The sequence below is a fragment of the Pseudomonas sp. GL_117 genome (genome assembly GCF_057835125.1).
This window is the reverse complement of the sequence record NZ_CM174418.1, coordinates 5,221,155-5,247,743: the sequence shown is the minus strand read 5'-3', so window position 1 is coordinate 5,247,743 and position 26,589 is coordinate 5,221,155. Positions and strand designations below refer to the sequence as shown.

Annotated in this window: 13 protein-coding genes, 2 tRNA genes and 3 rRNA genes; 17 read left to right on the top strand and 1 reads right to left on the bottom strand. The window is 58.9% G+C overall.

Going from position 1 to position 26,589, the window contains the following annotated elements; translation table 11 throughout:
* Positions 1-72: 72 nt before the first annotated feature.
* Positions 73-1,629 carry a bifunctional aminoglycoside phosphotransferase/ATP-binding protein gene (locus AC3ISR_RS23920; RefSeq protein ID WP_192298895.1) on the bottom strand — a complete coding sequence of 519 codons (1,557 nt, stop codon included), beginning with the start codon at positions 1,627-1,629 and terminating at the stop codon, positions 73-75.
* Between the two features lie 118 nt (positions 1,630-1,747).
* On the opposite strand from AC3ISR_RS23920, the gene mrcB reads away from it, so the two are divergent.
* The 17 genes from mrcB (at position 1,748) to recD (ending at position 26,588) form a co-directional block, all read left to right on the top strand.
* Entirely contained in the window at positions 1,748-4,072 is a 2,325-nt protein-coding gene (gene mrcB / locus AC3ISR_RS23915) for a penicillin-binding protein 1B (protein WP_192298894.1), read from the top strand.
* 16 nt (positions 4,073-4,088) lie between these two features.
* Positions 4,089-4,823 (top strand): tetratricopeptide repeat protein, encoded by a 735-nt coding sequence (locus tag AC3ISR_RS23910; RefSeq protein ID WP_192298893.1) that lies wholly within the window; start codon positions 4,089-4,091, stop codon positions 4,821-4,823.
* Positions 4,823-5,152, top strand: coding sequence for a YqcC family protein (locus AC3ISR_RS23905; protein ID WP_192298892.1), 330 nt, complete (start codon positions 4,823-4,825; stop codon positions 5,150-5,152). The genes AC3ISR_RS23910 and AC3ISR_RS23905 overlap by 1 nt, the downstream gene beginning before the upstream one ends.
* 431 nt (positions 5,153-5,583) lie before the next feature.
* Entirely contained in the window at positions 5,584-7,308 is a 1,725-nt protein-coding gene (locus tag AC3ISR_RS23900) for an acetolactate synthase 3 large subunit (RefSeq protein ID WP_192298891.1), read from the top strand.
* 2 nt (positions 7,309-7,310) lie between these two features.
* The gene (gene ilvN, locus AC3ISR_RS23895; RefSeq protein ID WP_003176102.1) at positions 7,311-7,802 is read left to right on the top strand and encodes an acetolactate synthase small subunit; all 492 of its coding nucleotides are present in this window, start codon (positions 7,311-7,313) and stop codon (positions 7,800-7,802) included.
* A 47-nt stretch (positions 7,803-7,849) separates the two neighbouring features.
* Positions 7,850-8,866, top strand: coding sequence for a ketol-acid reductoisomerase (gene ilvC / locus AC3ISR_RS23890; protein ID WP_003194132.1), 1,017 nt, complete (start codon positions 7,850-7,852; stop codon positions 8,864-8,866).
* Positions 8,867-9,010: 144 nt separating this feature from the next.
* Complete coding sequence (pssA, locus tag AC3ISR_RS23885) at positions 9,011-9,868, top strand: CDP-diacylglycerol--serine O-phosphatidyltransferase (protein WP_017734128.1); 858 nt, start codon at positions 9,011-9,013, stop codon at positions 9,866-9,868.
* 63 nt (positions 9,869-9,931) lie between these two features.
* On the top strand, positions 9,932-10,945 hold the full coding sequence (gene msrP, locus AC3ISR_RS23880; RefSeq protein WP_463984659.1) for a protein-methionine-sulfoxide reductase catalytic subunit MsrP: 1,014 nt from the start codon (positions 9,932-9,934) through the stop codon (positions 10,943-10,945).
* Complete coding sequence (gene msrQ, locus AC3ISR_RS23875) at positions 10,945-11,565, top strand: protein-methionine-sulfoxide reductase heme-binding subunit MsrQ (protein ID WP_192298889.1); 621 nt, start codon at positions 10,945-10,947, stop codon at positions 11,563-11,565. Before msrP ends, msrQ begins: the two co-directional genes overlap by 1 nt.
* A gap of 488 nt (positions 11,566-12,053) precedes the next feature.
* Positions 12,054-13,590, top strand: a 16S ribosomal RNA gene (locus AC3ISR_RS23870).
* Between the two features lie 83 nt (positions 13,591-13,673).
* Positions 13,674-13,750, top strand: a tRNA-Ile gene (locus AC3ISR_RS23865).
* A gap of 30 nt (positions 13,751-13,780) precedes the next feature.
* A tRNA-Ala gene (locus AC3ISR_RS23860) sits at positions 13,781-13,856 on the top strand.
* A gap of 247 nt (positions 13,857-14,103) precedes the next feature.
* Positions 14,104-16,995: ribosomal RNA gene (locus AC3ISR_RS23855) — 23S ribosomal RNA — on the top strand.
* Between the two features lie 149 nt (positions 16,996-17,144).
* Positions 17,145-17,260, top strand: a 5S ribosomal RNA gene (gene rrf, locus AC3ISR_RS23850).
* The 16S, 23S and 5S rRNA genes sit together here with 2 tRNA genes alongside, the layout of an rRNA operon.
* Before the next feature lie 135 nt (positions 17,261-17,395).
* Positions 17,396-20,848: an exodeoxyribonuclease V subunit gamma gene (gene recC / locus AC3ISR_RS23845; protein ID WP_463984457.1), complete on the top strand. Its 3,453-nt coding sequence runs from the start codon at positions 17,396-17,398 to the stop codon at positions 20,846-20,848.
* On the top strand, positions 20,845-24,519 hold the full coding sequence (gene recB, locus AC3ISR_RS23840; RefSeq protein ID WP_463984456.1) for an exodeoxyribonuclease V subunit beta: 3,675 nt from the start codon (positions 20,845-20,847) through the stop codon (positions 24,517-24,519). Before recC ends, recB begins: the two co-directional genes overlap by 4 nt.
* Positions 24,516-26,588: an exodeoxyribonuclease V subunit alpha gene (gene recD, locus AC3ISR_RS23835; RefSeq protein ID WP_463984455.1), complete on the top strand. Its 2,073-nt coding sequence runs from the start codon at positions 24,516-24,518 to the stop codon at positions 26,586-26,588. Before recB ends, recD begins: the two co-directional genes overlap by 4 nt.
* The last annotated feature ends 1 nt before the right edge of the window (position 26,589 follow it).

Sequence of the window (26,589 nt, the reverse complement as noted above, 5' to 3'; positions counted from 1 at the left end):
TATGACGCCATTATAGTGCCACTATTGCTTGGCCGTGCGCCGAAAGTCGGTGACACGGCCAAGAAATTTTTCTTACAGCCCAGGCAGGCGCTGACGGATGTGCGCGACCAAAGCGTCCAGTGTCCCGCTTTCATTGGTTTCGACGCGTTTGCTCAGGAGCAGTTCCTCGGCGCTCAGTGGTTCGCGGTTGGCCTGTTGCTCTTCGATAACGGCCAGTGTTGCGTCGGACGGATCGTTTTTGTCGGCCTGACGTTGTGCCAACCAGCTCTCGATAACGGCTTGTGGTGCGTTGCAGTCCAGGATCAGGAACGGTGCGCCAGTGGCTTCGGCAACCTTGGCGGCGGCGTCGCGTTGTGCGCGCTTGAGGAACGTGGCATCCAGCACTACCGGGAAACCGGCGCGCAGCACGATATCGGCGATTTCATTCAAGCGCGCGTAGGTGGCAGCGCTTGCGTCGGCTGCGTAGATACCGGCCTTGGGCGTGTTCTCGACCTGCTGTTCGCCGAACAGGCGTTTGCGTTCCACATCCGAGCGCAGGCGCACGGCACCCAGTGCCTCGACCAGGCGCATGGACACCTGGCTTTTGCCCACCGCGGAAACGCCGTGGGTAATTGCCAGGAACCGCGAAGGAATGGTGCTGTAGCTTTCCGCCAGGTTGGCGTAGTTGCGGTACTGGCGCAGGCTGCTGGCGCGTTGCACCGGGCTGGCGTCGCCTGGCATGCTGAACAGCGCGATCTTGGCGCGTACCAGGGCACGGTAGGCTTTATAGAAGTTCAGCACTTCGAGGCCCTGGTAGTCGCCGGTCAGTTCCAGGTATTGGCTGATAAAACGCCGTGCCAGGGATTTGAGGCCACGGTCTTCCAGGTCCATCGCGAGGAAACCGGTATCCGCGTACACGTCGGTGAAGCGGAACGGCTCGTTGAACTCGATGCAGTCGAAGATCACCACCTGGCCGTCGATCAAGGTGGCGTTGCCCAGGTGGATGTCGCCGTGGCATTCACGGGTGAAGCCGTCCTGCTTGCGCTGGATGAACAGTGGCTTGAGGCGTTCGAAGCTGCTTTCGGCCCAGGCTTGCAGCGCGTCGAGTTGAATCAGGTCGGCCTTGTCGCTGAGGAAGGGACGGATCTGGTCGAAGTTCTGGCGCACCGGTGCCATCACCTCGTCCGGAGTGCCGGCTGGGTGGTCTTGCGCAACTTTCGGTGCCGTCAGGTGGAACTGTGCGATCTGTTTGGCCATCTCATCGATGTGCGCGCTGGTCAGTTCGCCGTTGGCTTGCAAGGTGCTGAGCAGTTGGCTTTGCGGGAACTGGCGCATTTTCAGCGCGTACTCGATGACCGGGCCTTCACCGCCCAGTTGTGGGGCTTCGGCGGTGCCAGTGATCGGCAGCACCTCAAGATACAAATCCTTGGTCAGGCGCCCGTTGAGGCGCAGCTCTTCCCGGCAGAAATGGCCGCGATCATCCAGGGCCGTGAAGTCCAGAAAGCCGAAGTTCATCGGTTTCTTCAGTTTATAAGCGTAGGGCCCAGTGAGTATGACCCAGGAAATGTGGGTCTCGATCACTTGGAATTCTTCAACCGGATGAGGGTACAAAGCCGGGTTTTGCAGGGCTGCGATCAGGGACTGGCTCACGGGCGATCCTTCAAAGACTGGGGGAAATCATGGCGGGCATTATGGCTGCTGATGTCTGCCGTGCAAACCGCTGTCCGGCTCATGTTGATCATCAATAAAGTGCGTATAATCCGCCGCCATGACTCGAACCCGATCTCCCCGTTCCCGTAAAAAACCTCCTTCCCGTGGCCTGCGCCCTTGGCTGGGCTGGGCGCTCAAGCTCAGCCTGGTGGGCCTTGTGGTCCTCGCCGGCTTCGCGGTGTATCTCGATGCCGTGGTGCAGGAGAAGTTCTCCGGCAAGCGCTGGACCATCCCGGCCAAGGTGTATGCGCGGCCATTGGAATTGTTCAATGGCCAGAAGCTGAGCAAGGATGACTTCCTCACCGAGCTTGATGCCTTGGGCTATCGCCGTGAGCCCGTGAGCAACGGCCCGGGCGCCGCTGCCGTCAGCGGCAATACCGTCGACCTGAACACCCGCGGCTTCCAGTTCTATGAAGGCCTGGAAAAAGCCCAGCCGGTGCGCGTGCGTTTCTCCGGCGACTATGTGGCCGAGCTGTCGTCCCTCAACGGTTCGAAGCTGCCGGTAGTGCGTCTGGAACCGCTGATGATCGGCGGGATTTATCCGAAGAACCTTGAAGATCGCATCCTGATCAAGCTCGATCAGGTGCCGCCGTACCTGCTCGAAACCCTGGTCGCCGTAGAAGACCGCGATTTCTACAGCCACTGGGGCGTCTCGCCGAAGTCGATTGCCCGTGCCATCTGGGTGAACACCTCCGGCGGCAAGATGACCCAGGGCGGCAGTACGCTGACGCAACAGTTGGTGAAGAACTTCTACCTGACCAACGAGCGCAGCCTGACCCGTAAGCTCACTGAAGCCATGATGGCGATGCTGCTGGAGGTGCATTACAGCAAGCAGGAAATCCTCGAGGCGTACCTCAATGAGGTGTTCGTCGGCCAGGATGGTCAGCGCGCGGTGCATGGTTTCGGTCTGGCCAGCCAGTTCTTCTTTGGCCAGCCGCTGTCCGAGCTGAAGCTGCATCAGGTCGCTTTGCTGGTGGGGATGGTCAAGGGCCCGTCCTACTACAACCCGCGTCGCAACCCGGAGCGTGCGCTGGAGCGTCGTAACCTGGTGCTTGATGTGCTTGAGCAGCAGGGCGTTGCCACTGCAGAACAAGTGGCTGCGGCGAAGAAGATGCCGCTGGGCGTGACCACGCGCGGCAAGTTGGCTGACAGTTCGTTCCCGGGCTTTATCGACCTGGTCAAGCGCCAGTTGCGTGAAGACTATCGCGACGAAGACTTGACCGAAGAGGGCCTGCGTATCTTCACCAGTTTCGACCCGATCCTGCAGATGAAGGCCGAGGCGTCGGTAAATGACACCTTCAAGCGCATGACCGGCCGCAAAGGCGCCGACGAAGTCGAAGCGGCCATGGTCGTGACCAACCCGGAGACCGGCGAGGTCCAGGCCCTGGTTGGCAGTCGCCTGGCTAGCTTTGCCGGGTTCAACCGCGCGCTGGATGCGGTGCGACCGATCGGCTCGCTGGTCAAGCCGGCGGTTTACCTGACCGCGCTGGAGAAACCGAGCAAATACACACTGACCAGTTGGTTGTCGGATGATCCGCTGTCGGTCAAAGGCGGGGATGGCCAGGTGTGGACGCCGCAGAACTTCGACCGCCGTTCCCACGGCACGGTTTTCCTGTACCAGGGCCTGGCGCACTCCTACAACATCTCCACTTCACGCCTTGGGCTTGAAGTGGGCGTGCCGAACGTGTTGAAAACCCTCGCACGCCTGGGCATTACCCGTGAGTTCCCGGCCTTCCCGTCGATCCTGTTGGGTGCCGGTGCGATGACGCCGATGGAAGTCGCGACGATGTACCAGACCCTGGCCAACGGCGGTTTCAATACGCCGATGCGTGGGATTCGAAGCGTGCTGACTGCCGAAGGCGAGCCGCTCAAGCGTTATCCGTTCCAGATCCAGCAGCGTTTCGATGCAGGCTCCATCTACCTGATCCAGAACGCCATGCAGCGCGTGATGCGTGAAGGTACGGGCGCCTCGGTCTATAAGGTGCTGCCGTCGAACCTGACGCTGGCGGGCAAGACCGGCACCAGTAACGACTCGCGTGACAGCTGGTTCGCCGGTTTCGGCCAGGATGTGCTGGCGGTGGTGTGGATGGGCCGTGATGACAACGGCAAGACTCCGTTCACCGGCGCGACAGGTGCGTTGCAGGTCTGGACCAGTTTCATGCGCAAGGCCGACCCGCTGCCGTTGAACATGCCGCAGCCGGACAATATCGTGCAGGCCTGGATTGATCCGCACACGGGGCAGGGCTCTGACGCGAACTGTCCGGGTGCGGTACAGATGCCGTATATTCGCGGCAGCGAGCCACCACCCGGCGCCGCGTGCGGTGGCAGTTTGCCTGCTGACGCGGAGTCGGTGATGGATTGGGTCAAGGGCTGGATGAATTAAGCGAAGAGGGTTTCACGTGAACAAGTGGTTGTTTCCAGCTATTACAACTCTGGCTTTGCTCGGTGGTTGCTCCAGCGTGCAGCGCGGCTCCATCCCCGTGGTGGATTCGAGCACCGCTGTCTCCAACAGCGACCGTATCTCGGCCAATGGCGGTTTCCGCCAGACCGTGACCAACCGTCCCGCCCAGGCCCGGCCGCAGGCTGTGCCGCAGGATTCGGGCGTGGTGGTGATGGTGCCGGGTGCTGGCGCCGCGACATCGGCGCCCATCAGTGCCGAGCCGTGGACGCCGGGGCCAAGCACTTCCGGCCCGATCGATTCCACGCCGATCCAGTCGGCGCCGATCAACCAGGGCACCTACAATATGCCGTCGACGCCGAGCGGCATTCCGTCGTCGTCCAATTCCGGCGGCCTGTCGGCTGACGAGCAACTGGACGGCCCGGTGCTGGCGTTGTTGACCACTGCCCAGCAACAGCAGGCCGGTGGCGATTTGAACGGCGCATCGTCGAGTCTTGAGCGCGCCCAGCGTGTGGCACCTCGTGAGCCGCAAGTGTTGTATCGCCTGGCCCAGGTGCGCATGGCCCAGGGTGATGCGCCACAAGCCGAGCAGTTCGCCCGTCGTGGCCTGACGCTGGCCAATGGTCGCCCCGACCTGCAAGCCAACCTGTGGGCCCTGATCGGCGACGCGCGCGCCGCCCAGGGTGATGCCGCCGGTGCTGCTCAGGCGCGGCAGAAAGGCAAGGTCACGTACTGATGGATGCACGGTTTCCCGCAATTGCCGAGCAATTATTGCTGATCGAGCGCGAATTGCGCGTGCAGGGCTGGTGGGACGAGGTGTCCCCCGGCATTGAAGCGCTCAGCAGTGTCGAGCCGTTTTCGGTGGATACCCTGGACTTCCACCAGTGGCTGCAATGGATCTTCCTGGTGCGCATGAAGCAGATCCTCGAACAGGACCTGCCGCTGCCCAACGCCTCGGGGATCCTGGAGATGGCGGAAATGGTCTACGCCGACCGTCCGCGTGAGAGCCTCGGATTGCGTAACGCGCTGAAAAAGTTCGACCAATTGATCGTCGACGCTCGTTAATTGCCTGACTGCCGGGTTTTCCGGCAGTCTTGCGCACATTTCTACCGCTTGACGACATTCAGGCGAGTTTTATCCCTCCTCAAAGCCCTTTCTTCTACGTTCTCATGCGCTTAGTTGGAAAAAAGCGCAATTATTGCTTGACTTGAACGGCCTGAAACAGAAGAATCCAAAGTCCGCTGTATCGGGACTGCCAGAAGCAGGCCCGCTCAGCAGATCATGAGGCGCACACCCGCGCCGACCTGTTACACCCGCAACGCGTTACCTCGCGCTGGGTGGGAAAAGCCCGCAACACTTGGGACGATCCCAATACTTGCTCAGTCAGTGCTGACGTAGTCGGCGACCACCGTCGCTCATGCTCTGTTGAGAAGTAAACCTATTAAGACCCGTCGGTTTTCAACGGACGGTATTCTGGCGTTTTAGAGGTGAACAACGTGGAGCTTTTATCTGGCGGTGAGATGCTCGTCCGCTTTTTGCGTGACGAAGGCGTCGACTATATCTACGGGTACCCAGGTGGTGCTCTGCTGCATGTCTACGACGCACTGTTCAAGGAACCGGCTGTCAACCACATCCTGGTTCGCCACGAACAGGCCGCGACCCATATGGCGGACGGTTACGCCCGTGCCACCGGCAAGGCCGGCGTGGTACTGGTAACGTCCGGCCCAGGCGCAACCAATGCCATTACCGGCATCGCGACTGCTTATATGGATTCCATTCCGATGGTGATCATTTCCGGTCAGGTGCCAAGCACCATGGTCGGCACTGACGCATTCCAGGAAACCGACATGATCGGTATTTCCCGGCCGATCGTGAAACACAGCTTCATGATCAAGCACGCCTCGGAAATCCCGGAAGTCATGAAAAAGGCGTTCTACCTCGCACAGTCCGGTCGCCCGGGCCCTGTGGTGGTCGACATTCCAAAAGACATGACCAACCCGGCGGAAAAATTCGAATACGTCTTCCCGAAAAAAGCCAAGCTGCGCTCCTACAGCCCGGCCGTCCGTGGGCACTCGGGGCAAATCCGCAAGGCGGCAGAAATGCTCCTGGCGGCCAAGCGTCCCGTGCTGTACTCGGGTGGTGGCGTGATTCTCGGTGGTGGTTCTGCACCGCTGACCGAACTGGCCAAGCTGCTCAACCTGCCGGTAACCAATACCCTGATGGGTCTCGGCGCATTTCCGGGTACTGACCGTCAGTTCGTCGGCATGCTCGGCATGCACGGCAGCTACACAGCCAACCTGACCATGCACCACGCCGACGTGATCCTGGCCGTGGGCGCTCGTTTCGATGACCGTGTGATCAACGGCGCGAGCAAATTCTGCCCGAATGCCAAGATCATCCACATCGACATCGACCCGGCGTCCATCTCCAAGACCATCAAGGCCGACGTGCCGATCGTGGGTCCTGTAGAAAGCGTATTGACCGAAATGGTCGCTGCGCTCAAGGACATCGGCGAAACGCCGAACAAGGAATCCGTTGCCAGCTGGTGGAAACAGATCGACGAATGGCGCGGTGATCGCGGCCTGTTCCCTTACGACAAGGGTGACGGCAGCATCATCAAGCCACAGACCGTGATCGAGACCCTGTGCGAAGTGACCAAGGGCGACGCCTTTGTGACCTCCGACGTGGGCCAGCACCAGATGTTCGCCGCGCAGTACTACAAGTTCGACAAGCCAAACCGCTGGATCAACTCCGGTGGCCTGGGCACGATGGGCTTTGGTTTCCCTGCGGCCATGGGTGTGAAACTGAGCTTCCCGGACAGCGACGTCGCGTGCGTCACCGGCGAGGGCAGTATCCAGATGAACATCCAGGAACTGTCGACGTGCCTGCAATACGGTCTTCCAGTGAAGATCGTGTGCTTGAACAACGGCGTACTGGGCATGGTTCGTCAGTGGCAGGACATGAGCTACAACAGCCGTCACTCCCATTCCTACATGGAATCGCTGCCGGACTTCGTCAAGCTGGTTGAAGCCTATGGCCATGTCGGCATTCGCATCACCGATCTGAAAGATCTGAAGCCGAAGATGGAAGAAGCGTTCGCCATGAAGGATCGCCTGGTGTTCATCGATATCAAGGTGGATACCAGCGAGCACGTCTACCCGATGCAGATCAAAGACGGCTCTATGCGCGACATGTGGCTGAACAAGACGGAGCGTACTTAATCATGCGGCACATTATCTCCCTGCTTCTGGAGAACGAACCCGGCGCTCTGTCTCGTGTTGTCGGCCTGTTTTCGCAACGTAACTACAACATCGAAAGCCTGACCGTGGCCCCGACCGAAGACCCGACCCTGTCGCGTCTGACGTTGACCACCGTGGGCCACGATGAGGTGATCGAGCAGATCACCAAGAACCTCAACAAGCTGATCGAAGTGGTCAAGCTGGTCGACCTGTCGGAAAGTGCCCACATCGAGCGCGAGCTGATGCTGGTTAAAGTCAAGGCCACGGGCGCCCAACGTGCCGAGATCAAGCGCACTACCGATATTTATCGCGGGCAGATCGTCGATGTGAGCGCCAGCGTTTATACCGTTCAACTGACCGGTACAAGCGACAAGCTGGACAGCTTCATCCAGTCGATCGGGACGGCCTCGATTCTGGAAACGGTACGCAGTGGTGTCACCGGCATTGCCCGTGGCGACAAAGTACTCAGCATCTAAACCAAATTAGCGAATGGCCTTACGGCCTGGATATATAGAGGAACCTCATGAAAGTTTATTACGATAAAGATTGTGACCTGTCGATCATCCAGGGCAAGAAAGTCGCCATCATCGGCTACGGCTCCCAGGGTCACGCGCAAGCTTGCAACCTGAAAGATTCCGGCGTTGACGTGACTGTTGGCCTGCGCAAAGGCTCGGCCACTGTTGCCAAGGCAGAAGCCCATGGCCTGAAAGTGACTGACGTTGCTTCCGCTGTTGCTGCTGCCGACCTGGTCATGATCCTGACCCCGGACGAGTTCCAGTCCTCGCTGTACAAGAACGAAATCGAGCCGAACATCAAGAAGGGCGCCACCCTGGCCTTCTCCCACGGTTTCGCGATCCACTACAACCAGGTTGTACCGCGTGCTGACCTCGACGTGATCATGATCGCGCCGAAAGCACCGGGTCACACCGTGCGTTCCGAGTTCGTCAAAGGCGGCGGTATCCCTGACCTGATCGCGATCTACCAAGACGCATCGGGCAACGCCAAAAACGTTGCGCTGTCCTACGCAGCAGGCGTGGGTGGTGGTCGTACTGGCATCATCGAAACCACCTTCAAGGACGAGACTGAAACCGACCTGTTCGGCGAGCAAGCCGTTCTGTGCGGCGGTACCGTTGAGCTGGTGAAAGCTGGCTTCGAAACTCTGGTTGAAGCTGGCTACGCGCCAGAAATGGCCTACTTCGAGTGCTTGCACGAACTGAAGCTGATCGTTGACCTCATGTACGAAGGCGGTATCGCCAACATGAACTACTCGATCTCCAACAACGCCGAATACGGCGAATACGTCACTGGCCCGGAAGTGATCAACGCCGAGTCCCGTCAGGCTATGCGCAACGCCCTGAAACGTATTCAGGACGGCGAATACGCCAAAATGTTCATCAGCGAAGGCGCTACCGGCTACCCTTCGATGACCGCCAAGCGTCGTAACAACGCCGCTCACGGTATCGAAGTCATCGGCGAGCAACTGCGCTCCATGATGCCGTGGATCGGTGCCAACAAGATCGTCGACAAAGCCAAAAACTAAGTCGTACGGATCAAGAGAAAACGCGGCTTAGGCCGCGTTTTTTCGTTTGGGGGGCAGGTTCTGGTATAAAGCTGCATCGTTTGCGGGCGAACACTCGCCGCAAGTATCTGTCGAATTTTTTCACACCGTTGCAAGGTAAAGTCCATGAGCGAACGTCCCGAAGAGCCAAACCAGGCTCCTGACGCCGAAAGCCTGCTACCGATCGATGAGCATGTCGAAGAAGGGCATGACGCGGAGGGCCGCAAGGTCCGGCATCGTGGCATCTATCTGCTGCCCAATCTGTTCACTACGGCGAACCTGTTTGCCGGGTTCTATTCCATCATCAACTCCATGAGCGCCCAAAGTGCGCTGGCAGCGGGTGATGCGGTGAGTGCCAGCAAATACTTCGGTTTTGCTGCCATCGCAATCTTTGTTGCCATGGTGCTCGACGGCCTTGATGGGCGTGTGGCGCGCATGACCAATACCCAAAGTGCCTTCGGTGCCGAGTATGACTCGCTGTCGGACATGGTTGCCTTTGGTGTTGCGCCTGCGTTGCTGGCGTTTGCCTGGGCGCTGGGTGATATGGGCAAGGTCGGCTGGATGGTCGCCTTTATCTATGTCGCCGGGGCTGCATTGCGCCTGGCGCGTTTCAATACCCAGGTTGGGACCGCTGACAAGCGTTACTTCATTGGTCTGGCCAGCCCGGCTGCAGCAGGTGTGGTGGCGGGTATCGTCTGGGCATTCAGTGACTACGGTATCCAGGGTTCGAAGATGTCGTTCCTGGTGGCCTTGATGGTTGCGGCCGCTGGCATGCTGATGGTCAGCAATATCAAGTACAACAGCTTCAAGGAACTGGATCTCAAGGGGCGCGTGCCTTTTGTGGCAATCCTGGCCGTTGTGCTGGTGTTTGCAGTGGTCTTCAGTGATCCTCCGCGGATCCTGCTGCTGGCGTTCCTGGTCTATGCCGCGTCGGGCCCGGTTCAGTACTTGCTGCATCTGCGTCGGGACAAAACATTGCCTTAATGTAATTTCCCCCATACTCCGCAGTCTATTGGTGCATCAGTTCTCCAATGCTGCGGAGTTGCCATGTTAATCAAATTGCCAAAAGCGTCCGATTGCCACGAGTCGGATGTCACACCTGAATCCCTTTATTTCTCTCGCCGCAGCTTGCTCGGTGGTGCGCTCGCCGGTATCGCTGCCAGCAGCTTGCCGCGCTGGGCCAGTGCGGCTGATGCTTCCCGTTACGCCGATGTTGAGCCGGGCAAGGCACCGAATTGGTTTGCCGAGAAACTGCCTGGCACTCAATGGCAGGCTGTGACGGTGAAGGATGAAGCGATCACCCCCTTCAAGGATGCGACTCACTACAACAACTTCTATGAGTTCGGCACCGGCAAGGGCGATCCGGCAACGAATGCGGGTTCGCTCAAGACCGAGCCCTGGAGTGTTGTGATTGATGGTGAGGTTGCAAAGCCAGGGCGTTATGCCCTGGAAGATTTTATGAAGCCTTATCAGTTGGAGGAGCGGATCTACCGTTTACGGTGTGTCGAGGCGTGGTCGATGGTCATCCCCTGGATCGGCTTCCCTATCTCGGCGTTGCTCAAGCAAGTCGAACCGACCTCCAAGGCCAAGTACATTCGATTTGAAACGCTTCAGGACCCCAAGAGCATGCCGGGCCAGCGTTCGAGTTTTGGTTTGATCGACTGGCCATATATAGAAGGGTTGCGTCTGGATGAAGCGATGAACCCTTTGGCGATTCTTGCCGTTGGCATGTACGGGCGTGAACTGCCCAACCAGAACGGTGCGCCGCTGCGCTTGGTGGTGCCTTGGAAGTACGGCTTCAAAAGCGTGAAGTCCATTGTGCGCATCAGCCTGGTGAGCGAACAGCCGAAAACCACCTGGCAGAGTATTGCGGCGGATGAGTATGGGTTCTACGCGAACGTGAACCCCACGGTTGATCATCCGCGGTGGACCCAGGCGCGGGAGCGTCGCCTGCCGAGCGGCCTGTTCAGTCCCAATGTGCGTGAGACACAGATGTTCAATGGCTACTCGGATGAGGTTGCCTCCCTGTATGCCGGCCTTGATCTGCGGAAGAACTACTGATGCGCTACCCCATCTGGCGCCTCGGCGTTTTTATCGCGGTGGCCGTGTGGCCGCTATTCTGGCTATACGAGGCGTGGAGCTCTGTTCTCGGGCCTGATCCGGGCAAAGTGCTGGTGGATCGGCTGGGCCTGGGGACGTTGGTCCTTTTGCTGATCACTCTTGGAATGACGCCGTTGCAGAAGCTCAGCGGCTGGGCGGGGTGGATAGCTGTACGCCGGCAGTTGGGATTGTGGTGCTTTGCTTACGTAGTGCTGCATCTGGCGGCTTATTGCGTGTTTGTCCTTGGGCTCGACTGGTCGCAGTTGGGGGTGGAGTTGCGCAAGCGGCCTTACATTATTGTAGGGGCGCTGGGCTTCTTGTCGCTTTTGGTGTTGGCGGTGACTTCAAATCGCTATAGCCAGCGACGTTTGGGGAGTCGGTGGAAGAAATTGCATCGCCTGGTTTACGTGATTCTTGGGCTCGGCTTGCTGCATATGTTGTGGATAGTGCGGGCTGATCTCAAGGAGTGGGCGGTCTATGCATCTATAGGTGTATTGCTTTTGGCCCTGCGGATACCACCGGTGATGCGCCGAATCCCTCGTCTTATTGCCAAAAAGGCACCTTCTGCAACAAAAGCGTAATTAAAGGTTGACGGCAAATTGTAACTGTCTATAATTCGCCCCACTTCCGGCGCAGTCGAAACGGAAAACTCTTTGGTAAACAATGAGTTACGCAGTTTTCGGCAGCAGGTTGCTTCAGTTCATCGAAGCGCTGAGGAAGTTGAAAAAGAGGTGTTGACAGCAGCGTGTAACGCTGTAGAATTCTCCTCCCGCTAACGAGAGATCGTAAGCGCAAGTGGTTGAAGTTATTGAAGAAATCTTCGAAAGCTTCTGAAAATAATCACTTGACAGCAAATGAGGCTGCTGTAGAATGCGCGCCTCGGTTGAGACGAAAGATCTTAACCAACCGCTCTTTAACAACTGAATCAAGCAATTCGTGTGGGTGCTTGTGGAGTCAGACTGATAGTCAACAAGATTATCAGCATCACAAGTTACTCCGCGAGAAATCAAAGATGTAACCAACGATTGCTGAGCCAAGTTTAGGGTTTCTTAAAAACCCAAAGATGTTTGAACTGAAGAGTTTGATCATGGCTCAGATTGAACGCTGGCGGCAGGCCTAACACATGCAAGTCGAGCGGTAGAGAGAAGCTTGCTTCTCTTGAGAGCGGCGGACGGGTGAGTAATGCCTAGGAATCTGCCTGGTAGTGGGGGATAACGTTCGGAAACGGACGCTAATACCGCATACGTCCTACGGGAGAAAGCAGGGGACCTTCGGGCCTTGCGCTATCAGATGAGCCTAGGTCGGATTAGCTAGTTGGTGGGGTAATGGCTCACCAAGGCGACGATCCGTAACTGGTCTGAGAGGATGATCAGTCACACTGGAACTGAGACACGGTCCAGACTCCTACGGGAGGCAGCAGTGGGGAATATTGGACAATGGGCGAAAGCCTGATCCAGCCATGCCGCGTGTGTGAAGAAGGTCTTCGGATTGTAAAGCACTTTAAGTTGGGAGGAAGGGCAGTTACCTAATACGTATCTGTTTTGACGTTACCGACAGAATAAGCACCGGCTAACTCTGTGCCAGCAGCCGCGGTAATACAGAGGGTGCAAGCGTTAATCGGAATTACTGGGCGTAAAGCGCGCGTAGGTGGTTTGTTAAGTTGGATGTGAAATCCCCGGGCTCAACCTGGGAACTGCATTCAAAACTGACTGACTAGAGTATGGTAGAGGGTGGTGGAATTTCCTGTGTAGCGGTGAAATGCGTAGATATAGGAAGGAACACCAGTGGCGAAGGCGACCACCTGGACTAATACTGACACTGAGGTGCGAAAGCGTGGGGAGCAAACAGGATTAGATACCCTGGTAGTCCACGCCGTAAACGATGTCAACTAGCCGTTGGAAGCCTTGAGCTTTTAGTGGCGCAGCTAACGCATTAAGTTGACCGCCTGGGGAGTACGGCCGCAAGGTTAAAACTCAAATGAATTGACGGGGGCCCGCACAAGCGGTGGAGCATGTGGTTTAATTCGAAGCAACGCGAAGAACCTTACCAGGCCTTGACATCCAATGAACTTTCCAGAGATGGATTGGTGCCTTCGGGAACATTGAGACAGGTGCTGCATGGCTGTCGTCAGCTCGTGTCGTGAGATGTTGGGTTAAGTCCCGTAACGAGCGCAACCCTTGTCCTTAGTTACCAGCACGTAATGGTGGGCACTCTAAGGAGACTGCCGGTGACAAACCGGAGGAAGGTGGGGATGACGTCAAGTCATCATGGCCCTTACGGCCTGGGCTACACACGTGCTACAATGGTCGGTACAGAGGGTTGCCAAGCCGCGAGGTGGAGCTAATCCCATAAAACCGATCGTAGTCCGGATCGCAGTCTGCAACTCGACTGCGTGAAGTCGGAATCGCTAGTAATCGCGAATCAGAATGTCGCGGTGAATACGTTCCCGGGCCTTGTACACACCGCCCGTCACACCATGGGAGTGGGTTGCACCAGAAGTAGCTAGTCTAACCTTCGGGAGGACGGTTACCACGGTGTGATTCATGACTGGGGTGAAGTCGTAACAAGGTAGCCGTAGGGGAACCTGCGGCTGGATCACCTCCTTAATCGACGACATCAGCTGCTCCATAAGTTCCCACACGAATTGCTTGATTCATTGAAGAAGACGATAAAGAAGCAGCCCGAAATTGGGTCTGTAGCTCAGTTGGTTAGAGCGCACCCCTGATAAGGGTGAGGTCGGCAGTTCGAATCTGCCCAGACCCACCAATTTTGTGTGGGAAACGCCTGTAGAAATACGGGGCCATAGCTCAGCTGGGAGAGCGCCTGCCTTGCACGCAGGAGGTCAACGGTTCGATCCCGTTTGGCTCCACCACTACTGCTTCTGTTTGTTGAAAGCTTAGAAATGAGCATTCCATCGTGACGATGGTGAATGTTGATTTCTAGTCTTTGATTAGATCGTTCTTTAAAAATTTGGGTATGTGATAGAAAGATAGACTGAACGTTACTTTCACTGGTAACGGATCAGGCTAAGGTAAAATTTGTGAGTTCTCTTAGTTGAGAAATTCGAATTTTCGGCGAATGTTGTCTTCACAGTATAACCAGATTGCTTGGGGTTATATGGTCAAGTGAAGAAGCGCATACGGTGGATGCCTTGGCAGTCAGAGGCGATGAAAGACGTGGTAGCCTGCGAAAAGCTTCGGGGAGTCGGCAAACAGACTTTGATCCGGAGATGTCTGAATGGGGGAACCCAGCCATCATAAGATGGTTATCTTGTACTGAATACATAGGTGCAAGAAGCGAACCAGGGGAACTGAAACATCTAAGTACCCTGAGGAAAAGAAATCAACCGAGATTCCCTTAGTAGTGGCGAGCGAACGGGGACTAGCCCTTAAGTGGCTTTGAGATTAGCGGAACGCTCTGGAAAGTGCGGCCATAGTGGGTGATAGCCCTGTACGCGAAAATCTCTTAGTCATGAAATCGAGTAGGACGGAGCACGAGAAACTTTGTCTGAATATGGGGGGACCATCCTCCAAGGCTAAATACTACTGACTGACCGATAGTGAACTAGTACCGTGAGGGAAAGGCGAAAAGAACCCCGGAGAGGGGAGTGAAATAGATCCTGAAACCGTATGCGTACAAGCAGTGGGAGCAGACTTTGTTCTGTGACTGCGTACCTTTTGTATAATGGGTCAGCGACTTATTTTCAGTGGCGAGCTTAACCGAATAGGGGAGGCGTAGCGAAAGCGAGTCTTAATAGGGCGTCTAGTCGCTGGGAATAGACCCGAAACCGGGCGATCTATCCATGGGCAGGTTGAAGGTTGGGTAACACTAACTGGAGGACCGAACCGACTACCGTTGAAAAGTTAGCGGATGACCTGTGGATCGGAGTGAAAGGCTAATCAAGCTCGGAGATAGCTGGTTCTCCTCGAAAGCTATTTAGGTAGCGCCTCATGTATCACTGTAGGGGGTAGAGCACTGTTTCGGCTAGGGGGTCATCCCGACTTACCAAACCGATGCAAACTCCGAATACCTACAAGTGCCGAGCATGGGAGACACACGGCGGGTGCTAACGTCCGTCGTGAAAAGGGAAACAACCCAGACCGTCAGCTAAGGTCCCAAAGTTATGGTTAAGTGGGAAACGATGTGGGAAGGCTTAGACAGCTAGGAGGTTGGCTTAGAAGCAGCCACCCTTTAAAGAAAGCGTAATAGCTCACTAGTCGAGTCGGCCTGCGCGGAAGATGTAACGGGGCTCAAACCATACACCGAAGCTACGGGTATCACGTAAGTGATGCGGTAGAGGAGCGTTCTGTAAGCCTGTGAAGGTGAGTTGAGAAGCTTGCTGGAGGTATCAGAAGTGCGAATGCTGACATGAGTAACGACAATGGGTGTGAAAAACACCCACGCCGAAAGACCAAGGTTTCCTGCGCAACGTTAATCGACGCAGGGTTAGTCGGTCCCTAAGGCGAGGCTGAAAAGCGTAGTCGATGGAAAACAGGTTAATATTCCTGTACTTCTGGTTATTGCGATGGAGGGACGGAGAAGGCTAGGCCAGCTTGGCGTTGGTTGTCCAAGTTTAAGGTGGTAGGCTGAGATCTTAGGTAAATCCGGGATCTTAAGGCCGAGAGCTGATGACGAGTTAACTTTTAGTTAACGAAGTGGTTGATGCCATGCTTCCAAGAAAAGCTTCTAAGCTTCAGGTAACCAGGAACCGTACCCCAAACCGACACAGGTGGTTGGGTAGAGAATACCAAGGCGCTTGAGAGAACTCGGGTGAAGGAACTAGGCAAAATGGCACCGTAACTTCGGGAGAAGGTGCGCCGGTGAGGGTGAAGGACTTGCTCCGTAAGCTCATGCCGGTCGAAGATACCAGGCCGCTGCGACTGTTTATTAAAAACACAGCACTCTGCAAACACGAAAGTGGACGTATAGGGTGTGACGCCTGCCCGGTGCCGGAAGGTTAATTGATGGGGTTAGCTAACGCGAAGCTCTTGATCGAAGCCCCGGTAAACGGCGGCCGTAACTATAACGGTCCTAAGGTAGCGAAATTCCTTGTCGGGTAAGTTCCGACCTGCACGAATGGCGTAACGATGGCGGCGCTGTCTCCACCCGAGACTCAGTGAAATTGAAATCGCTGTGAAGATGCAGTGTATCCGCGGCTAGACGGAAAGACCCCGTGAACCTTTACTATAGCTTTGCACTGGACTTTGAATTTGCTTGTGTAGGATAGGTGGGAGGCTTTGAAGCGTGGACGCCAGTTCGCGTGGAGCCATCCTTGAAATACCACCCTGGCAACTTTGAGGTTCTAACTCAGGTCCGTTATCCGGATCGAGGACAGTGTATGGTGGGTAGTTTGACTGGGGCGGTCTCCTCCTAAAGAGTAACGGAGGAGTACGAAGGTGCGCTCAGACCGGTCGGAAATCGGTCGTAGAGTATAAAGGCAAAAGCGCGCTTGACTGCGAGACAGACACGTCGAGCAGGTACGAAAGTAGGTCTTAGTGATCCGGTGGTTCTGTATGGAAGGGCCATCGCTCAACGGATAAAAGGTACTCCGGGGATAACAGGCTGATACCGCCCAAGAGTTCATATCGACGGCGGTGTTTGGCACCTCGATGTCGGCTCATCACATCCTGGGGCTGAAGCCGGTCCCAAGGGTATGGCTGTTCGCCATTTAAAGTGGTACGCGAGCTGGGTTTAGAACGTCGTGAGACAGTTCGGTCCCTATCTGCCGTGGACGTTTGAGATTTGAGAGGGGCTGCTCCTAGTACGAGAGGACCGGAGTGGACGAACCTCTGGTGTTCCGGTTGTCACGCCAGTGGCATTGCCGGGTAGCTATGTTCGGAATAGATAACCGCTGAAAGCATCTAAGCGGGAAACTAGCCTCAAGATGAGATCTCACTGGAACCTTGAGTTCCCTGAAGGGCCGTCGAAGACTACGACGTTGATAGGTTGGGTGTGTAAGCGCTGTGAGGCGTTGAGCTAACCAATACTAATTGCCCGTGAGGCTTGACCATATAACACCCAAGCAATTTGCGTCGAAAGGCCAGATTGCGGTGTGTGAAGACGAAATAAACCGAAAGTTCGACGCTCACAAAACACCGAAAGCTATCACATACCCAATTTGCTGAAGCGAGGCACAAGCCACGACTCAGTACCCGAATTTCTTGACGACCATAGAGCATTGGAACCACCTGATCCCATCCCGAACTCAGCAGTGAAACGATGCATCGCCGATGGTAGTGTGGGGTTTCCCCATGTGAGAGTAGGTCATCGTCAAGATTAAATTCCGAAACCCCATTTGCGAAAGCAGATGGGGTTTTGTTTTGGGCGGTCGAAAAGTGCGAAGAGGGCCATTGCAATGGCCTTCAATGCTAAAGTCCACGCCTCGATTTTGCTTTTCCCAAGGAAGCCGTTATGCCGGATGCGACGTCTCTCAGTGCTGGATTCATGGTGGTTCATGGCAACCGCCTGGATGAACTGCGTAGCCTGGTCGTCAGCTGGATGCGTCGCTATCCCCTGGCGCCGCTTGAAAACGAGATCGCCCTGGTACAAAGCAACGGTATCGCCCAATGGCTCAAGTTGGCCTTGGCCGAAGACCCGGAAGATGACGACATGGGCGGTTGTGGTATTGCCGCAGCAATTGACGTGCAACTCCCCGGCAGTTTCATGTGGCAGCTCTACCGCATGGTCCTCGGCCGTGACGAAATCCCGCTCAAGTCCCTGCTCGACAAAGCCCCACTGACCTGGCGCCTCATGCGCCTGCTCCCGGAACTCATCGGTCAACCCTACTTCGAGCCGCTGCAACGCTTCCTCACCCACGACACCGACCTACGCAAACGCTACCAACTCGCCGAGCGCCTGGCCGACCTGTTCGACCAATATCAGGTTTACCGCGCCGACTGGCTTGAGGACTGGGCCGCAGGCAGCCACCAATTACGCAACGGCCGAGGCGAGTCAAAACCCCTCGACCCTGCCAACTGCTGGCAAGCCGAACTATGGCGTGCGCTATTGCTGGATGTCGGCGCAGAGGGCATGGCCGAAAGCCGTGCCGGCGTTCACCAGCGTTTCATCGAGCGCATCAACACCCTTGAAACGGCCCCCCCAGGCCTACCTTCGCGGGTGATCGTGTTTGGGATTTCATCGCTGCCCGCCCAAGCACTGGAAGCACTCGCCGGCCTCGCGCGTTTCAGCCAAGTCCTGCTCTGTGTACATAACCCTTGCCGTCACCACTGGTCCGACATCGTTGCCGACAAAGACTTGCTGCGTAACGAATACAAGCGCCAAGCACGCAAAGCCGGCATGCCGCTCACCATCGACCCGCAAACCCTGCACCAGCACGCCCACCCGTTGCTCGCCGCTTGGGGCAAACAAGGCCGCGACTACATCAGCCTGCTCGACAGCTACGACGATCCCAACAGCTACCGCGCCGCATTCCGCGACGGTCGCATTGACCTGTTCAGCGACAGCGAACCCACCACGCTGCTCAACCAACTCCAGGACGACATCCTCGAACTGCGCCCACTCAACGAAACCCGCGAACTCTGGCCCGCTGTCGACCTGGAGCGTGACACCTCAATCCGCTTCCACGTCGCCCACAGTGCCCAGCGCGAAGTGGAGATCCTCCACGACCAACTGCTCCAACGCTTCAGCGCCGACCCCGCATTGCGCCCGCGAGACATCATCGTCATGGTCCCCGACGTCGACAGCTACGCGCCGCACATCCGTGCCGTGTTCGGCCAGCTGGAACGCAACGACCCACGCTTCATCCCCTTCACCCTGACAGACCAGGGCCAACGCGGCCGCGATCCCTTGCTGATCGCCGTCGAACACCTGCTCAAACTCCCCGACAGCCGCTTCCCGGTCAGCGAAATCCTCGACCTGCTCGATGTGCCCGCCCTGCGCGAACGCTTCGCCGTCAAGGAGCGCGACCTACCCACGCTGCACCGCTGGATCGAAGGCGCCGGAATTCGTTGGGGGCTTGATGCGCAGCAACGCGCAGGGCTGGGGCTGCCACAAGAACTGGAACAAAACAGCTGGCGATTCGGCCTACGTCGGATGTTGCTTGGTTACGCCGTAGGCAGCGGCGCGTCCTGCGAAGGCATCGAACCCTACGACGAAATCGGCGGCCTGGATGCCGCCCTCATCGGTCCATTGGTCGCCTTGCTCGACGCCCTCAATGACGCGCATAAAACCCTGTCCGAGTCGGCAACCCCCCAGGTCTGGGGCGAGCGCCTGCAACGCCTGATGCAACTGTTCTTCCTGCCTAGCAGCGAGCACGACGACTACTTGCTGGGCCAACTCGAACAGCTGCGCGAAACCTGGCTGGAAACCTGCGAGTCCGTAGGCCTACAGGACGAGTTACCGCTCACCGTAGTCCGTGAGGCTTGGCTGGCTGGCTTGGACCAAGGCCGCCTGTCCCAACGCTTCCTCGCTGGAGCTGTCAATTTTTGTACACTGATGCCCATGCGAGCGATCCCGTTCAAACTTGTCTGCCTGCTCGGCATGAACGACGGCGACTACCCGCGCGCCCAGCCGCCGCTGGACTTTGACCTGATGGGCAGCGACTACCGTCCCGGCGACCGTTCACGCCGCGAAGACGACCGTTACCTGCTGCTCGAAGCCCTGCTCTCGGCGCGCGACCAGCTCTACATCAGTTGGGTCGGCCGCAGCATCCGCGACAACAGCGAGCGCCCGGCCTCGGTGCTGATCGGTCAGTTGCGCGACCACCTCGCCAGCGGCTGGCACCACGCCCACAGCGCCGAACCGCTGCTTGAGGCCATGACCCAGGAACACCCGCTGCAACCCTTCAGCGCCCGCTACTTCCACGAAGGCGACGCGCTGTTCAGCTACGCTCGCGAATGGCAGTTGCTGCACGAAGCATCTGATGTCGAAGCCAAAGCAGAACAATTGCCGGAGCATCACCAGGAAGAACCCCTGAGCCTCGGCCAGTTACAAGACTTCCTGCGCAACCCGGTCAAACATTTCTTCAGCCAGCGTCTGAAAGTGTTCTTCGAGGCCGCTGAAGTGCCTCTGGCCGATGAAGAACCCTTCGTTCTCGACGCCCTGCAACGCTACAGCCTCAGCGACAGTTTGTTAAACGCGGCACTGGCCGAGCCCGATCATCCTGACCAGGCCCTCAACGCCCAAGCCCTGCGCCTGCAAGGGAGTGGCCTGCTGCCCATGGTCGGTTTTGGCGAATGCCTGCGCAATGAATTAATCGAGCCGTTGCCCGACCTGCTGCAACGTTACCAACAACTGCTGGCTCTCTGGCCCACGCCACACATCGGTGCTGAACCGATCAGTTTTGAGCATCAAGGCATTCAGCTGGAAGGCTGGATCAGCGGCCTGCACCGGCGCAGTGATGGCGGATTGCTTAGCGTGACCACTATTCCCAACAGCATCGGTTCGATCAAGACTCGCAAGTGGCACCGGCTGATCCGCCCCTGGGTCAACCACGTGGTCGCGTGCGCCTGTGGCCTGTCGTTAAGTACCGGCCTGGTCGCCAGCGACGACACCCTGCTGCTGGCCCCTCTGGAGAAATCCACCGCCCAGGACATCCTGCGCAAGCTGCTCCAGGCCTGGCATCGCGGGATGCAAAAGCCGCTCCCCGTGGCCGTCAAGACCGCCTTCGCCTGGCTCGGCCAAACCGACCCGGCCAAAGCCGACGCCGCAGCCAGCAAAGCCTACGAAGGTGACGGCGTGAACACCGACGGCGAGCGCCGCGAAAGCCCTGCGCTCACCCGCCAATTCCCCGACTACGCGACACTCATCGCCAGCGCCGAATTCGAAGGCTGCTGCGAAACCCTGTATCGCCCGCTGATGAACGCAGCATGGCGATCACTGACCAGCGAGGAGGCCAGCGCATGAGCAGCAAACCCTTGGCCCTGGCCTTTCCGCTCAAAGGCAGCCAACTGATCGAGGCCAGCGCCGGCACCGGCAAGACCTTCACCATTTCTGCCTTATACCTGCGTCTTGTACTGGGGCACGGTGGCGAAGAGTCCGGGTTTGGCCGCGAACTGCTGCCACCGCAAATCCTCGTCGTAACCTTTACCGACGCCGCCACCAAGGAGCTGCGCGAGCGTATCCGCATCCGCCTGGCCGAAGCCGCGCGCTACTTTCGCGACGAAATCCAGCAACCCGATGCGCTGATCGCCGACCTGCGCAACCAATACCTGCCCGAACAGTGGCCCGCCTGCGCCAACCGCCTGGACATCGCCGCGCAATGGATGGACGAAGCCGCGGTTTCGACGATCCACAGTTGGTGCCAGCGCATGCTGCGCGAGCACGCGTTCGACAGCGGCAGCCTGTTCACTCAAACCCTGGAAACCGACCACAGCGACTTGCTTGGCGAAGTCCTGCGCGATTACTGGCGACTGTTCTGCTACCCGATGCACGACGATGCGCTCAACTGGGTCCGCACCCACTGGGGTGGCCCCGCTGCGCTGATGCCGCGGGTGCGCGCACTGTTTGGCAGCGAACGCCCCAGCGGTGAAAGCCGCGACCCTGCCGAACTGATCAACGCCTGCCTGCAGGAACGCCGCGAAGCGCTGATCGAACTCAAGGCACCTTGGCAACAATGGGCCAACGAACTGCGTGACATCTGCCTGCAAGCCGTGGCCGCCAAAGCCGTCGACGGCCGCAAGATGCAGGCGCGGTACTTCGAGCCCTGGTTCGAAAAAATCAGCGCCTGGGCCGCTGACGAAACCCTTGAGCAACTCGACATCGGCACCGGCTTCACGCGCCTGAGCCCCGACGGCATGGCCGAAGCCTGGAAGGGCGAGCCGCCGCAGCACCCTGGCATCGACGCCATGGCCGGCCTCAAGGCCGCCCTCGACGCGCTGCCAACCCCCGATGCCGCTGTGCTGCAACACGCCGCCGGTTGGGTCGGCAAACGCTTCGAAGAAGAAAAGCGTCGCCGCGCCGAAATGGGCTTCGACGACATGCTCACGCGCCTCAACACCGCGCTCCAGGCCGACGGCGGCGAGCGCCTGGCCAGTGTGATCCGCGAGCAGTTCCCGGTCGCGCTGATCGACGAATTCCAGGACACCGACCCGGTGCAATACAGCATCTTCGACAGCATTTACCGCATCGAAGAAAACCACCTCGACAGCGGCCTGTTCCTGATCGGCGACCCCAAACAGGCGATCTACGCCTTCCGCGGCGCCGACATCTACACTTACCTGCGCGCACGCGAGGCCACTACCGGGCGCCATCACACCCTGGGCACCAACTTCCGCTCCAGCCACGCGATGGTCGAGGCGGTCAACCACGTGTTCCAACGTGCCGAAAGCGGCCGTGGCGCGTTTCTCTTCCGCAAGCCGGACGGTGAAAACCCTGTGCCGTTCCAGCCGGTCTTGTCCCAAGGCCGCAAGGAGCTGTTGCAGGTCGATGGCCAGACGCTGCCGGCGATGAACCTGTGGCACCTGCCCACCGACCAACCGATTTCCACTGTGGTCTATCGCCAGCAACTGGCTGGCGCCTGTGCCACGCAGATTGCTGAACTGCTCAACGGCGGGCAGCAGGGCACAGCAGGTTTCCTACAGCCAGATGGTAGTTTCAACGGGGTGCTGCCGTCAGACATCGCCATCCTCGTGCGTGATGGCAAGGAAGCCCAAGCCGTGCGCGCCGAACTGGCCGCCCGTGGCGTACGCAGCGTGTACCTGTCGGACAAGGACTCGGTCTTCGCCGCCCAGGAAGCCCATGACCTGCTGGCCTGGCTCAAGGCCTGCGCCGAGCCGGACGTCGAGCGCCCGCTGCGCGCCGCCCTGGCTTGCGTAACCTTGAACCTGTCACTGCCGGAACTGGAGCGTCTGAACCAGGACGAACTGGCGTGGGAAACCCGCGTCATGCAGTTCCGTGGCTACCGCGCGATCTGGCGTACCCAAGGCGTGCTGCCGATGCTGCGGCGCTTGCTGCATGACTTCAAATTGCCGCAAACCCTGATCGCCCGCAGCGACGGCGAACGGGTGCTGACCAATCTGCTGCACCTCAGTGAACTGCTGCAACAAGCCGCCTCGGAACTGGACGGCGAACAGGCGTTGATCCGCCACCTGGCCGAACACCTGGCATTGTCGGGGCAGGCCGGGGAAGAGCAGATCCTGCGCCTGGAAAGCGATGAGCAACTGGTCAAAGTGGTGACGATTCACAAGTCCAAGGGCCTGGAGTACGACCTGGTCTTCCTGCCGTTCATCTGCTCGGCCAAACCGGTGGACGGCACGCGCTTGCCGCTGCACTACCACGATGAAAAGGGTAACCCCCAAGTCAGCCTGCGCCCGACCGCCGAGCTCATCACCCAGGCCGACGATGAGCGCCTGGCCGAGGACCTGCGCCTGTTCTACGTAGCCCTGACCCGCGCCAAGCACGCCTGTTGGCTCGGTATCGCCGACCTCAAGCGCGGCAACAGCAGCAGCTCGGTGTTACATCTCTCGGCGCTGGGCTACTTGCTCGGCGCCGGTGCCGCGCTGGGTGAGTCCGCCGCCCTGGCGCGCTGGTTGCTGGACTTGCAGGAAGGCTGCCCCGCCGTACACTACGGCCACGTGCCCGACGCGCAAGACATCCTCTTCCACCCGCCGCGCAACGAAGCCACCTTGCTCGCACCATTGCTGCCCAAACGCAAAGCGGCAGAGAACTGGTGGATCGCGTCCTACAGCGCCCTGCGCATTGGCGACAGCATGAGCGTGGCCACCCTTGAAGCCCCGGAAAGCCCACAGGCGCAAAAGCTGTTCGATGACGAGCGCCTCGACCCGGATGCGCCGCGCGAAGTGGCGGCTTCCGGCGGTGACATTCACCGTTTCCCACGCGGTCCGAATCCGGGGACTTTTCTCCACGGCCTGTTGGAATGGGCTGGCGAAGATGGTTTCAACGTCACCCCGCAGGCCATCGAACAAGCCGTTGGTGCGCGCTGCAATCGACGCAATTGGGAGGGCTGGATCACCACCCTCAGCGCCTGGCTGGGCCAGTTGCTGCACACCCCGCTGCCGGTGGATAACGATCAGGTCGCACTCAGCAACCTGCAGCAATACCAGATCGAAATGGAGTTCTGGTTCGCCAGCCACAAAGTCGACGTGCTCGCCCTCGACAAGCTGGTGTGCCAGGCCACCCACAACGGAGTGTCCCGGGTCGCCGCCGAACCGGTGCTGCTCAACGGCATGTTCAAGGGCTTTATCGACCTGACCTTTGAACACGACGGCCGCTATTACGTGGCCGACTACAAATCCAACTGGCTTGGCCCCGACGATTCGGCCTACACACTGGAAGCCATGGAGCAGTCGATCCTCGAGCATCGGTATGACCTGCAATACGTGCTTTACCTACTGGCCCTGCACCGCCAGCTCAAGGCACGCCTGCCCGATTATGACTACGACCGCCACGTCGGCGGTGCGCTCTACGTGTTCCTGCGCGGCGTTCAAGCCGCCAGCCATGGCGCGTATTTCACCCGCCCGCCGCGCGAACTGATCGAAAGCCTGGATCTGTTGTTTCAGGGCAAGCCCATCCCACCCAAGGTTGAGCCCGCCTGGGAACAAGGAGTTCTGCTATGAGCCTGTCGCCATTGCCGTTGGAGGCGTTGGACCCCCTCAGCCGCGCCGCCGACCTCGTGCAACTGCTGGAGCGCTGGGTTGACCGCGGCTGGCTGCGCGCCCTGGACAAGGCCTTCGTCGGCTTCCTGCACGAACTCGATCCCCAGGCCGACCCGCTGGTGCTGCTGGCCGCTGCATTGACCAGCCACCAACTGGGCCACGGTCACGTCTGCCTGGACCTGTTCGAAACCCTCAAGGCGCCGGACTTCGCGCTGTCCTTGCCGCCCGAAGGCGACCTGCAGACCGGCGCGATGGTGCTGCCGTCGCAACTGCTCGACGGCCTCGACGGTGGCCACTGGTGCCAGGCGCTGGCTGCCAGTCGCCTGGTGGCCCAGGCCGTCGACGCCAGTGAGGCCGCGCAAAGCCGCCCGCTGGTATTGGCCGGCACGCGCCTGTACCTGCGTCGTTACTGGACTTACGAGCGGCGCATCGACAGCGCCTTGCGTCGTCGCCTCGCCACCCAGGAAAGCGTCGCTGCCGACTTGCCCCAGCGTCTCAATGGCCTGTTCGACCAGCCGCCACCGGACGGCGTGATCGACTGGCAAAAACTCGCCTGCGCCCTGGCCACGCGCGGTGCATTCAGCATCGTCACCGGCGGCCCCGGCACCGGCAAGACCACCACCGTGGTGCGCCTGCTCGCACTGCTGCAAGCGCCGGCGGTAGAAGCCGGCAGCCCGTTGCGCATTCGCCTGGCCGCGCCCACCGGCAAAGCGGCGGCGCGTCTCACCGAATCCATCAGCCAGCAAGTCCAGTCGCTGACCGTGCCCGACGACGTGCGCGAAAAAATCCCGACCCAGGTCACCACGGTTCATCGCTTGCTGGGCAGCCGCCCGGGGACGCGCCATTTCCGTCATCACCTGGGCAACCCGTTGCCCCTGGATGTGCTGGTGGTGGACGAAGCCTCGATGATCGACCTGGAAATGATGGCCAACCTGCTGGACGCCTTGCCGCCCCATGCACGGCTGGTACTGCTGGGCGACAAGGACCAACTCGCCTCGGTGGAAGCGGGCGCTGTGCTTGGCGACTTGTGCCGCGACGCCGAAGCCGGCTGGTACAGCGCCGACACCCGCCAATGGCTGCAAGCGGTCAGCGGCGAAGACCTCAGCGCCAGCGGCCTGGAGGAAGACCGCGACGCCAGCCATCCCCTGGCCCAGCAAGTGGTGATGCTGCGCTACTCGCGGCGTTTCGGCGAAGGCAGCGGCATCGGTCAGCTCGCCCGCTGGGTCAACCAGCAAAACCCCGAGCAAGCCCGTGACCTGTTGAATGCCGGCAGCCACGCCGACCTGGCTTGCGTAAGGCTCAAAGGGGAACACGACCACGCCCTGGAACGCTTGGTCCTGGACGGGCAGGGCAGTGACGGCGCCAGAGGTTATCGCTACTACCTCGACCTGCTGCGCAGTGCGCGTCCCGCCCTCGACACCCCACGCGAAGACAATGCCTGGATCGACTGGGCACAACAGTTATTGCAGGCTTTCGACGCCTTCCAACTGCTCTGTGCCGTGCGCAAAGGCCCGTGGGGGGTAGAAGGGCTGAACCTGCGCATCACCGCCGCCTTGCGCAAAGCGCGGCTGATCGACGGCGACGAGCAATGGTACGAAGGCCGCCCGGTATTGATGACCCGCAACGATTACGGCCTGGGCCTGATGAACGGCGACATTGGCATCGCCCTCAAGCTGCCCGAAAGTGACGGTGGGCCCCAGGTGCTACGCGTCGCTTTCCCACGTAACGATGGCCAGGGTGGTGTACGGTTTGTTCTGCCCAGTCGTCTGAACGATGTGGAAACCGTGTACGCCATGACCGTGCACAAATCCCAGGGCTCGGAATTTACCCACACCGCGCTGATCCTGCCGGATGCGTTGAACCCGGTGCTGACCAAAGAACTGATCTACACCGGCATCACCCGGGCCAAGCGCTGGTTCAGCCTGATCGAACCCCGTGGCGGGGTATTTGAAGAGGCCGTGCGGCGCAAGGTCAAGCGCTTGAGCGGGCTGATGCTGGAGTTGGGGCATGTGGCGCAAAAACCTGACTGAT

Excerpts from the sequence above, each read along its gene's own strand:
- recB (WP_463984456.1), top strand. The coding sequence starts at position 20,845 with ATGAGCAGCAAACCCTTGGCCCTGGCCTTTCCGCTCAAAGGCAGCCAA.
- ilvC (WP_003194132.1), top strand. The coding sequence starts at position 7,850 with ATGAAAGTTTATTACGATAAAGATTGTGACCTGTCGATCATCCAGGGC.
- ilvN (WP_003176102.1), top strand. The coding sequence starts at position 7,311 with ATGCGGCACATTATCTCCCTGCTTCTGGAGAACGAACCCGGCGCTCTG.
- recC (WP_463984457.1), top strand. The coding sequence starts at position 17,396 with ATGCCGGATGCGACGTCTCTCAGTGCTGGATTCATGGTGGTTCATGGC.
- AC3ISR_RS23905 (WP_192298892.1), top strand. The coding sequence starts at position 4,823 with ATGGATGCACGGTTTCCCGCAATTGCCGAGCAATTATTGCTGATCGAG.
- mrcB (WP_192298894.1), top strand. The coding sequence starts at position 1,748 with ATGACTCGAACCCGATCTCCCCGTTCCCGTAAAAAACCTCCTTCCCGT.
- msrP (WP_463984659.1), top strand. The coding sequence starts at position 9,932 with ATGTTAATCAAATTGCCAAAAGCGTCCGATTGCCACGAGTCGGATGTC.
- recD (WP_463984455.1), top strand. The coding sequence starts at position 24,516 with ATGAGCCTGTCGCCATTGCCGTTGGAGGCGTTGGACCCCCTCAGCCGC.
- msrQ (WP_192298889.1), top strand. The coding sequence starts at position 10,945 with ATGCGCTACCCCATCTGGCGCCTCGGCGTTTTTATCGCGGTGGCCGTG.
- pssA (WP_017734128.1), top strand. The coding sequence starts at position 9,011 with ATGAGCGAACGTCCCGAAGAGCCAAACCAGGCTCCTGACGCCGAAAGC.